Source organism: Cupriavidus sp. C2SS-8b (assembly GCF_057073745.1).
Window position 1 is genome coordinate 1,012,445 of the sequence record NZ_CP172717.1, and the last position, 10,783, is coordinate 1,023,227.

9 protein-coding genes are annotated in these 10,783 nt (G+C 68.0%); 3 read left to right on the plus strand and 6 right to left on the minus strand.

Features of this window, described 5'->3' with window-relative positions; all coding sequences use genetic code 11:
- Window positions 1-102 precede the first annotated feature (102 nt).
- The gene (locus tag ACIGJB_RS21600) at window positions 103-465 is read left to right on the plus strand and encodes an endonuclease (protein WP_483734326.1); all 363 of its coding nucleotides are present in this window, start codon (window positions 103-105) and stop codon (window positions 463-465) included.
- 103 nt (window positions 466-568) lie between these two features.
- Window positions 569-1,264 carry a BON domain-containing protein gene (locus tag ACIGJB_RS21605; RefSeq protein ID WP_483734327.1) on the plus strand — a complete coding sequence of 232 codons (696 nt, stop codon included), beginning with the start codon at window positions 569-571 and terminating at the stop codon, window positions 1,262-1,264.
- An 83-nt stretch (window positions 1,265-1,347) separates the two neighbouring features.
- Here ACIGJB_RS21605 and ACIGJB_RS21610 read toward each other — a convergent pair whose 3' ends face one another.
- From ACIGJB_RS21610 to ACIGJB_RS21620, 3 genes are read right to left on the minus strand one after another with little or no spacing between them, the layout of a single operon-like run.
- The gene (locus tag ACIGJB_RS21610) at window positions 1,348-1,752 is read right to left on the minus strand and encodes a hypothetical protein (protein ID WP_483734328.1); all 405 of its coding nucleotides are present in this window, start codon (window positions 1,750-1,752) and stop codon (window positions 1,348-1,350) included.
- A 28-nt stretch (window positions 1,753-1,780) separates the two neighbouring features.
- A complete protein-coding gene (locus ACIGJB_RS21615) occupies window positions 1,781-2,014 on the minus strand; it encodes a hypothetical protein (RefSeq protein WP_483734329.1) in 234 nt (77 codons plus the stop codon).
- Window positions 2,015-2,028: 14 nt separating this feature from the next.
- The gene (locus ACIGJB_RS21620; protein WP_483734330.1) at window positions 2,029-2,400 is read right to left on the minus strand and encodes a BON domain-containing protein; all 372 of its coding nucleotides are present in this window, start codon (window positions 2,398-2,400) and stop codon (window positions 2,029-2,031) included.
- 381 nt (window positions 2,401-2,781) lie between these two features.
- Here ACIGJB_RS21620 and ACIGJB_RS21625 point away from each other — a divergent pair, with 381 nt between their 5' ends.
- Window positions 2,782-3,357, plus strand: coding sequence for a malto-oligosyltrehalose synthase (locus ACIGJB_RS21625; RefSeq protein WP_483734331.1), 576 nt, complete (start codon window positions 2,782-2,784; stop codon window positions 3,355-3,357).
- 18 nt (window positions 3,358-3,375) lie between these two features.
- Here ACIGJB_RS21625 and treY read toward each other — a convergent pair whose 3' ends face one another.
- From treY to ACIGJB_RS21640, 3 genes are all read right to left on the minus strand, one after another.
- Window positions 3,376-6,072, minus strand: coding sequence for a malto-oligosyltrehalose synthase (gene treY / locus ACIGJB_RS21630; protein WP_483734332.1), 2,697 nt, complete (start codon window positions 6,070-6,072; stop codon window positions 3,376-3,378).
- Complete coding sequence (gene treZ, locus ACIGJB_RS21635; RefSeq protein ID WP_483734333.1) at window positions 6,047-8,026, minus strand: malto-oligosyltrehalose trehalohydrolase; 1,980 nt, start codon at window positions 8,024-8,026, stop codon at window positions 6,047-6,049. Before treZ ends, treY begins: the two co-directional genes overlap by 26 nt.
- A gap of 192 nt (window positions 8,027-8,218) precedes the next feature.
- Window positions 8,219-10,765 carry a glycogen/starch/alpha-glucan phosphorylase gene (locus tag ACIGJB_RS21640; protein WP_483734334.1) on the minus strand — a complete coding sequence of 849 codons (2,547 nt, stop codon included), beginning with the start codon at window positions 10,763-10,765 and terminating at the stop codon, window positions 8,219-8,221.
- Window positions 10,766-10,783: the final 18 nt, after the last annotated feature.

Here is a 10,783-nt window from a genome sequence, read left to right on the forward strand (position 1 = left end):
GGATTCGGTGCGCCACGTGCACCACTTCTCCTCCGCGCCGGGCATGCCTTTCGCTAGATAAAGGCGACACGCGCGCACTGGTGCGCGCGAACGGAGGTAACCATGAAGTATTTACGACCGAGCCGCGCGTTATTGGCCGCGGTGCTCGCCGCGGCGGCGATTCCTGCCATGGCACAGACGCCGGCAGCGCCGCGCGACCCCTATACGCAGGGCGCACGCGTAGGCGACAAGTTCGATCCTTATACGCAGGGCACCAATGCGACGACGCGCCAGGACCTGGCTCCCGAATCGCAGCCTTCGACCATGCCGGCACAGCCTGGCGCCATGCCGATGCAACCAGACGTCAATATGCCGGGCACCATGCAGCAGCGGATGCCTGACCCGTATGGCAACGGCGCGCAGTGGGTCAGCCCGAACCTTGGACGGCCCATGGGGCGCCCAAGCTACTTCCTGGACGGGGCTTAAGCGTCGCGGGGCGGCCGCTGACGCGTCGCCGCCTCACGAGGTCGTTCTTACCGCTGCTTGAAATCATTGCCATGGCGCCGGCGCAGGCAAAGGAGATCAACCAATGAGACGAAGCGATTATCCCGATCGCCGCCGTGATGACGACTTCCCGCGCGGCGATGACGATTACCTGCGCAGGTCGGCCCAGCGCAAGTACGGCAGCAATGACCAGGGCTACAGCAATTTGCCGGCGCATGCGCGAAGCGAACGCATGCGCCATCTCTCCGCACAGCATGGCAACCCTGAAGAGCGGTTGCCGCGCGAAGCCGGGCGTGGCCTGGGAGGGCGGCAGGAAAGAATGCCCGATGAGCGGTGGGGCGGCGACTATGCCGAAGGGTGGAACAGAGCCCGGTACGGGGCTTCCAGGCGCGACGAGTACGAGGATGCCCGCCTTGATCCGCGCCATGAGCCGGGCCGCTATCTCCAGTGCGGGATCGAGGAGCAACGCGAGCGGGAGCGCCAACGCCGCCAATACGGGCGTGGCGACCCGGGATACCGCCGCGGCGAAGGCCCGCGCAACTATCAGCGCGCCGATGACCGCATCCACGACGATGTGTGCACGCGGCTCGCGCATGAACACGGGCTCGATGTGAGCGAAGTCACGGTCCATGTCCACGACGGCGTGGTGACGATGGAGGGGACGGTGAACGACCGGCGCAGCAAGTACGCGATCGAAGACGTCGCGGAGTCGGTGTTCGGCGTACGCGATGTGCGAAACCATATCCACGTGCACCGCTACGGCATGCTGGCCTCGGAGTAGGCCGTTTTCACGCGACTGAAGCCATCACTGAAGCGCCCCGGCGATGCCGGGGCGCTTTTCCTTCTTTCGCATGTGGGATCGATCTAGCCGATTTTCGGTGGCGAAGGCGGACGCTCCTCGCGTTCGTCGGTGCGGTCGGCCTTGTCGACGGGCACATCAGCGGGCAGGCGCTCCGCCGCGCGCTCGATCTCTTCGCTGATCAGTTCCTCGGGCAGCGCTTCTTCGTCGGGCGGCTCATGGCGCTCATGGTCGATCTGCTCCAGTTCGGCGTCGATATCCTCGGCCGGCTCGGTCAGGTCAGGGTCGAGCGTGCTGGGCACATTGCCGCCAGTCGCCTCCCTGGAACTGCGCGCGTCGCTGCGCTTGCGTTCCGCATTGCGCGGGCGCGTTGGGACGCTGGGGGCGCGGGGGGCACTGCCGGGTTGGGGGCGTGACGCCGCGGACGCCCGCTTGTCGGCGCGTCCTCCGGTTCGTACAGTCTTGCTCATCCTGCTCTCCGATTGCGTTCAGATTGGTTCAGGTGTTCTCGACCGGCGGCTCCTTGGCTTCGGGGTTGCCACCGCGACGCACGGACGGCGGCTCGCCGTTTTCGTCGGGAACGTCGTGCTCGCGTTCCACGCTGCGTCGGGGGTCACGGCCGGGCTTGCCGCGCTCATGGTCGACATCGGGCCCCTTGTGTGTGGTCCGCTTGAGATCCTGCTGGTTATCGTGTTCGTGCTGACGGTGCTCGTGCTGACGGTGCGTATGCATTGTCGCTGGCCTCCTCAAAAGTGGTCGGTGCGGGCCTTCAATTCATCGGATACCGCGGTGACGCCGCGAACGCCGCGCGCCATGTCCATCACCCGCGCGCGTTGCGCGTCGTCGCGCACCGTGCCCTCAAGCCGCACCACGCCGTCGGTCGTGCTGACGCGGATATTGGCGGGGTCGATAGCCCGGCTTGACGCCAGCCGCGCCCGGACTTCCGTGGTGATGTCACGGTCACTGCTGGCCTGGGTGTCACGGGGTTCGGCGGTCCGGCCAGGCGATGATGGCGCCGCGACCGGATCGGTTGGCGCGGCCTGGATAGCGCTGCCGGCGAACAGCAGCGCGGCTGCCACGGCTGGCGTGGCGAGTTTGGCGCGCAGGCATGTGTTCATGGCGAGTCCTCCGGATGACGGCCAGCCCATGCTCAAGGCGACATGCAGCGACAGCAACGGCCGCATGCCCCTGCGCTTGGCCGGCCCTTGCCCTTATCGCTGCAAGCTTCATTCCGGGGCACCGACAACGCAGGCGTGGGCCCAGGGTGGCGCGAACGCTGCAGCGCTGCAGTACTTTTTACCGCGGCTGAAGAAACTGCATGGGCGTCGGGCGCAGTGGCGGGAGGTGGTGGCGCCGCCGCGTAGTGCGCTTGTATGTGGCGCGGCAATTGCGTGCAGCCACGTCTATAGTGAAGAACAATGCTGGCCTTGAAACGTTCGCGGGGTGACGTCCAGGCAGCCGGCCCGGGGGAAAAGCGGCTCACAGATTGGGAGGAAGCTATGCATTTGGCCGCCGTCCTGTCTTCCCTTGTTCTCGCCTCGTCCGTGGCGGTGTCGTCGACGCCCGTCGAGCGGCAATTGCTCGCCATGACGCCCTCGGCCTTTTCGCAGCGCTTCAATACCGTCGCCCATGACACTGGCTCGGGACTCACGCTTCCTTCCTTCAAGGTCAAATCGGGTTGGCACCGGGCCGCGCCAAGCACCGGTGTCTCGGTGCTGGTGCGCGCGAGCCAGTCCGGCTATGCGCTCGACGAGGTCGTGGTGGTCTGCCAGGAAGTGGAGCGCTGCTTCCTGACCATCTGCACGGCGGCCCTGGCGATCGACAACTCGATCGATCCGCGCTTGCTGCAACGCTTCATCGTCGCACGCATCTCCACCGAACTCGGCGAGGTCGGCCTGGTGATGTCGGGCCTGGCGTACATCGTCGTCACGCCGAAGGAAGACGACTACGTGGCACTGGTGATCCGGCCATACCTGCCGCAGCAGCAGGGTGCGTCGCCTACCGAGGCGCGGGCGGACTTGCCGCTGACGCCGCTCGCTCGCCAGCGCACCTCTGGCATCACGCCTTTATTGTGAAGGGGCATTGCCTGCGGGCTACGCCTGCTGCAGCAACAGTGCGACAGGCAGTCCGGCAAGCACCTCCCGCAGGGGCAGCGTTCCGTCCCTCCCGGCCATGAAGGTTTGCCCCGTCAAGGCGTTCACCCAGCTTGCCAGCGGCTGCTCGCCCACGTCGAGCGAGGTGTGGTCCCAGCGGGCCGGCGGGATGCGGGGCAGGTCATGGCCGACGAGGGCCGCGCCAAGGCGTGACACCACGGTCAATGCTTCGCGGCCGCCAAGCGTGCGCGCAAAGGCGAGTACATGGTCCGCCAGCGGACCCTGCGCCAAGCGAGGCTGGTAGTCGCCCTCCAGGAACAGCGCTGGGTGCGCGCGGCGTGCCGCCAGCACGTGCCGCAACAGTTGCTGCTTCACCCGCCCGTCGCGCCAGTGCGGCAGCCATGCATCCCATCCCGCGCCGCCGCCGTCCAGTTGCGCTTGCAGGCGCGCATAGTCGGGCGGTCGGCGGTTGTCCGGATCGACCAGGCTCAGGTCCCAGTCTTCGCAACCCTGGTAGCGGTCTGGCACGCCTGGCGCCGTGAGCTGGATCATGGCCTGCGCAAGGCTGTTCATGGCGCCGGCCGGGGCAGTGCGTGCCGCGAACCGGCCGATTGACACCAGCGGGCCGCCATGCGGCCAGTCCGCGGCAAGCCCGTGGAGGAAGGCGTCGCAAGCGTCTTCGTAGCCGGGGTCCGGTTGAGTCCAGTTGCCATGCAGCTTGGCTTCGCGAATGGCTTTGCGCTGCCACTGCCCGATGCGCTGGAGGAATGCCGACATCGCCTCAGGGAGCGCCAGCGCATCGGCCTGCATGGGCCAGGCGCCGACCAGCGTCTGGTACAGCATCAGCCGGTCGGCAGGGTCCGGAGCGCGCGGCAGCGATGCCAGCAGCCGCGCGCCATCGGCCTCGCAGGCGCGCACGGCTGCGGCCCACTCGTGCGGCAGCTCGCTCAACACGGCCAGGCGCATGCGCGCGTCTTCGCCACGCTTGTGATCATGCGTCGCGGTGGCCAGCATCGCATGCGGAAACGTCCGGCGCCGCACGGCCATGGCGGCATGGAAGTCCTCCGGCGAGAGGGCCAGCACAGCTGGATGGCTGCCGACCTCATTGCGCGACAGCAGCGGCCCGTAGCGGTAGAACGCCGTGTCTTCGCCGGCCTTGGCGGCCAGCGCCGGCATCAGTTGCTGCACACGGCGCCGCGCCTGCGCCGGCGCGCTGGCGTCTGGCTCGGCGGTGTGCAGGCAGGCCAGGATGAAGTCGAGCGCCGCTGCCTGTTCCGGTGCGAGCGCGGCCCGGGCGCTGCGGGTTGCCGTGTCGAGCATTGCCTGTTCGGCATGCAGCGCGACCGCGTCACGGCTCGAAGGGGCGCCGTCAAGATAGGTCCGATAAACGGGGATGGCTTCCAGCAGCCCGGCTAATGCCTGCCGCAGCGCCGGCTGGGTCAGGTCACGCGTGGAGGGCGCGCCAGCCGCGCAAGCGTGCAGACGCGCGCAGGCGCCTTCGAGCTCCGCGACCAGGTGATGCTGCAGGATCTGTCGTCGCGCATCGGCGAAGGCGGCCGGATAGCGCGTGGGCCGGCCGCCGGCCCGTTGCCACAACGCCGCAAGCGGGACGGCGCCGGCCTCGGTGTGCAGCACGCCGCTGACTTGGTCCATGAAGTCATAGCCGGTGGTGCCGTCGACCTCCCAGTCGGCGGGCAGGATTTCGCTGGGAGCCAGGATTTTCTCCACCACCAGCCATGGGCGCGCGCGGGCCGGCGCGGAGGCCCGATGGGCCGCATGCGCATCCAGGCAGGCACGCAACTGGCGGCAATAGGCCGCGGGGTCGGCAAGTCCGTCGACGTGGTCGACCCGCACGCCATCGATCAGGCCTTCGCGCAGCAAGCGGAAGACCAGTGCGTGCGTAGCGGCGAAAACGGCCTCGTCTTCCTGCCGGATGCCGACCAGGTCGCTGATCTCGAAGAAGCGCCGCCGGTTGAGCGCCGTTGCCGCCGTGCGCCACCAGGCCAGGCGGTAGTGCTGGCGCTCGAGCAAGGCATGCAGGCGGCCGCGGCCGGCATCGTGCGTGGCATCGAACCAGTCCGGACGGTTCGCGGCGTTGTTGGAGACGTCGTCGGGGGCCAACGGAAAATCGTGCTCGAAGTAGCGCAGCGTTGGCGTATCGCTTCCCGCTGCCTGGGTCACGCGCAGCTCGCCGCGCGAGAGGGTTTCCCAGTATGGCTGCCCGAGCACGGGTACCAGCACCTTGCCATGAAGCGTCGGATCGGGCGGCTGCCAGTCGATATCGAAGCAGGCGGCGTGTGGACTGTCCTGCCCGTACGCCAGCACGTCGCGCCACCACGCGTTGTGCGTCGCGTCGGCGGCCATGTGGTTGGGCACGATGTCGAGGATCAGCCCGAGACCGGCGGCCCGCGCGCGATGGGCCAGCGCGCGCAGCGCGGTCTCGCCGCCAAGCTCGGCGCGCACACGCGTGAAATCGGTCACGTCATAGCCGTGCGTGGAGCCCGGCCGTGCCTCGCACACCGGCGAGAGATAGAGATGGCTGACGCCGAGCGCCGCGTAGTAGCCAACCACGCCCGCCGCGTCCGCGAGCGTGAAGCCAGGGTGCAGTTGCAGGCGCGCGGTGGCGCGCGGCGCTAATGGCGCGCCTGGCGCGCCTGGCTCCGCAGTCCGGTCAGCGGACGCTGGCGTCGACGCCATGGCCTGGCTTGCCGTGGCCGGACAGCAGGGCGATGCAGCTCAGCGCGGGCAGCGATCCGCTGGCTAGCGCATCGGCGTGGCCAGCTGCGGTTTCGTGAAGCATGGCGTAGCCGGGCGCCGGCGGCTGGCAGGTCACGGCCTGCCGGCCCAGGTTCAGCCAGATCGACAGGCATGCGCCGTCGCCCAGGCGCCAGCGTGCGCGCAGCGCGGCGCGTCCCAGCACGTCGACGCCCGCGCTGCGGGCGCGCGGCAGCCGGTGCATGAGCCATTCCTGGCGGATCGCAAGCAGCCGGCGATAGTAGCGGGACCAGTCGTTCTCGATGTCCATCGGCGGCCGCGAGGCTTCGAATGTTGCCGGGTCGTTGGGATCGGGGATCTCCTGCGCCCGCGCCTCGTCTCCGAACGCCGCCACGCTGGCGAACTCCTGCCTGCGTCCCTGGCGCACGGCCTCGGCCAGTGCCGGCGGATGGCTGGTGAAATAGTAGAACGGCGTCTGCGCCCCGCATTCCTCGCCCATGAACACCAGCGGCACCTGTGGGCAGAGCAGCTGCAGCGCCACCGCGGCGCGCAGCGCATCGGCGTCGGCCAGCGTGGCTAGCCGCTCGCCGAAGGCGCGGTTGCCGATCTGGTCGTGGTTCTGCAGGAACGAGACAAAGGCCGTGGGCGGCAGGTGGCCGCTGGGCTGGCCGCGCCGGACCGGCGCGCGCGAATCGCCGGCGGCCGAGCGGAACGGCGACACTTCGCCCTGGTAGGCGAAGCCTTCGGCCAGTACGCGGGCCAGGTGCCGCAGCGGCGAAGACGGGCTCGACGGGCGGTCGCGCTGCCCGGGCTCTGCGGCGTAGTCGCGATAGTAGCCGTCGTCCTCGCCGGTCAGCAGCACATGCATCGCATGGTGCGCGTCATCATTCCACTGGGCATCGAACCCGGCCGAGAGGCGCGACGCGTCGTTGTGGTCGTTCTCCAGCACGAGATGGACATGGCGCCCGGCCACGCCCGGCGATGCGCGCAGGTCCGAGGGCAGCGTGGTCAGCCAGCCTTCGTCGTCGATGGCATGCACGGCGTCCAGGCGCAGGCCGTCGAAGCGGAACTCTTCCAGCCAGTAGCGCGCGTTCTCGGTAAAGAAGCGGCGCACTTCCGGACGGCGGAAATCGATCGCGGGTCCCCACGGCGTCGTCCGGTCGTCCCGGAAAAAGGCGCTCGCATAGTGGTGCAGGTAGTTGCCTTCAGGTCCGAAGTGGTTATAGACCACGTCGAGCAGCACCATCATGCCAAGGCTGTGCGCATGATCCACTAGCGCACGCAGCTGGTCCGGCGTGCCATAGCCGGATTCGGGCGCAAACGGCAGCACGCCGTCATAGCCCCAGTTGCGTGCGCCGGGAAACTCGGCGAGCGGCATCAGTTCCACGGCGGTGAACCCCAGCGCCGCTAGCCGCTGCAGTTGCTGCATGGCACCCGTGTAGCCGCCGCACAGGCCAACGTGGAGCTCGCAGATCACGGCCTCGTGCCACGGCCGCCCGCGCCAGTCCGGGCAGGTCCATGGATAGGTGTCGGCCTTGGGCTGGCACGCGACACTGGGGCCATGCACGTCGCCGGGCTGCCATCGCGAAGCCGGATCGGGAAAGGCGGTGCCGTCATCGAGCCGGAACCAGTAGCGGGTGCCATGGCCGCACGGCACGACGGCGCTGAACCAGCCGTCACCGCCAGTTGTCATGTGCACGGGCCCCATGCCGGCGATTTCCAGCCGCACCGACTCGCCACGCTGGGCGGCGTCCGGTGCCCACAGCCGGAAGCCGATGCGCCCGTCGGGCAGCCATACCGGGCCAAACGCATAGCCGTGCGGATCGTCGTTGGCCGCGGGCACTTGCGGTGCGCCAGCCGAAAAGCTGTCCAGCGGCGACAGCCGGGGCGTTGCCGAGGTGGCACCGGTGCCGAGGAAAAACGAATGCGGGTTCAAGATCAGCTCCAGACAGTGGTGGCCGGAAGGGCGCGGACCGTTTGTGGAAGGCGGAAGGCGGCAGGAGCCGGGCATTGCTTCGGCGTTGCGAAGTCCATGCCAGGCCAGGGGTCGCGGCCCGCCGCGTGGCGGGCTTGCCGTTGCATGGTCGGGAGGCGCATCTGCGCGCGGCCTTGTAGAACATGCATGGCGCTAACGGTCCTTGTCCACGGCATGCATGCGGCTGTCCGCATGCGGCCGCGTGCCGCTGGCGCGGTGCAGCAGGTGAACCGGCACGGGCCTGACCTTCCAGATCCGTTCGCAGTACTCGCGGATGGCACGGTCCGACGAAAAGTGCCCCGAGCGCGCACACGACAGCACCGACATGCGCTGCCAGCGCTGCGGCTGCATATAGGCTTCGCAGACGCGCTGCTGGCAGGCGATATAAGCGTCGAAATCCGCCAGCAGCAAGTACGGGTCATGCCGCGGATGCCCGTCGAACAGCTGACGGAAGACCGCGGGATCGCCATGCGAGAAGAAGCCCTGCTCGATCAGGTCGATCACCGCGCGCAGTTCAGGGTTGCGGTGGTAGTAGAGCGCCGGATCGTAGCCGGCGGCGCGCAAGGCATAGACCTCTGGGGCGGTCAGCCCGAAGCCGAAGAAATTGTCGTCGCCGACGGCATTGCACAACTCGATATTGGCGCCGTCCATGGTGCCGATGGTCAGCGCACCGTTCATGGCGAGCTTCATGTTGCCGGTGCCCGACGCTTCCTTGCCGGCCAGCGAAATCTGCTCCGACAGGTCCGCGGCCGGATAGATGCGTTGACCGTAGGTGACGTTGAAGTTGGGCAGGAACACCACCTTGAGCCGGTCCCGCACCTGCGGGTCGCGGTTCACGACATCGGCCACGCTGGTGATGAAGCGGATCATCAGCTTGGCATACTGGTAGCCCGGCGCGGCCTTGCCGGCGAACAGGAACGTGCGTGGCGCCAGGTCGAGATTGGGGGCGGATTTGATCCTGTGATAGAGCGCGATGATGTGCAGCACGGCCAGGTGCTGGCGCTTGTACTCGTGGATGCGCTTGACCATGACGTCGAACATCGACGACGGGTCGATGACCACGCCCGTGCTGTCGCGCACCAGTTCCGCCAGCGTCACCTTGTTGGCGTGCCGCACGGCCTGCCATTGGTCGCGGAACCCCGCGTCGTCGGCGAAGGGCTCCAGCACGCGCAGCCGTTCCAGGTCCGTGACCCAGCCCTCGCCGATGGCATCGGTCACCAGCCGCGACAGGCGCGGGTTCGACAACGCCAGCCAGCGACGCGGCGTGACACCGTTGGTGATGCTGGTGAATTTCTCCGGCCACATGTCGTGGAAGTCCTTGAGCACGTCTTCACGCATCAGGCGCGAGTGCAGTTCCGCGACGCCATTGATGGCGTGGCTGCCGACGCACGCCAGGTGCGCCATGCGCACATGCCGCTCGCCATGCTCGTTGATCAGCGACAGGCGCGCCAGGCGCGAGTCGTCGCCATAGAAGCGGATGCGGACCGCTTCCAGGAAGCGCATGTTGATCTCGAAGATGATTTCGAGATGGCGCGGCAGCACGCGGCCGAACAACGGCAGTGGCCATTGCTCCAGCGCTTCGGGCAACAGCGTGTGGTTCGTATACGCGAAGGCGCGGCGCGTGACGTCCCAGGCCTCTTCCCAGGGCAGGTCATGCTCGTCCACGAGCAGGCGCATCAGCTCGGCAATGCCGACGGCCGGATGCGTGTCGTTGAGCTGGACCGCGAATTTCTCGTGGAAGCGCGACACTGGCATGCGGTCGGCCGCGAGCAGGCGCAGCATGTCCTGCAGCGAGCACGCGACGAAAAAGTACTGCTGCTCCAGCCGCAGCTCCTTGCCCTGTTCGGTTTCGTCGTTGGGATAGAGCACCTTGGTCAGGTTTTCCGAGGTGATCTTCTTGCTGACCGCGCCAAGGTAGTCGCCGCGATTGAAGGTCGGGAAGTCGAACGCCTCGGTGGCATCGGCGCGCCACAGCCGCAGCGTGTTCACGGTATTGACGCGGTACCCGAGGATCGGCGAATCGAACGGCACGCCCACCACCGTCTTGGCCGGCACCCAGCGCACGCGATAGTGCCCGCGGTCGTCGGTGTAGTGCTCGGTATGGCCGCCCAGGCGCACCTGCACCGCCCACTCCGAACGCTGGATCTCCCACGGGTTGCCATGGCGCAGCCAGCTATCGGTCTTCTCGACCTGCATGCCGTCGATGATGGCCTGCTGGAAGATGCCGTATTCGTAGCGGATACCGTAGCCCAGCGCCGGAATTTCCAGCGTCGCCAGCGAATCCATGAAGCAGGCGGCCAGCCGCCCCAGGCCGCCGTTGCCAAGCCCGGGCTCGATCTCCTGCGCGAGGATCTGCTCCAGGTTCAGCCCGAGCGCCTGCATCGCGGCCTCCACCTCGCTGTAGATGCCCAGGTTGATCAGGTTGTTGCCCAGGTGCGGGCCCATCAGGAACTCGGCGGACAGGTAGGCGACGGTGCGCGAAGGCTGGTCAAGGTAGGCCTCGGCGGTGCTGATCCAGCGCTGCACGAGCCGGTCCCGCACGGTATGGGCCAGCGCCTGGTAGAAGTCGTTCTGGCTGGCATGCTCGGGCGGCTTGCCCTGGGTATGGAACACATGGTCCAGGAAGGCGCGGCGGATCGTGGCACTCGACAGGGCGGTGCGGGTATCGTCGGCATGCTCGGACCGGCTGGCTTCCGTCATGGGGCGACCTCCGTATCA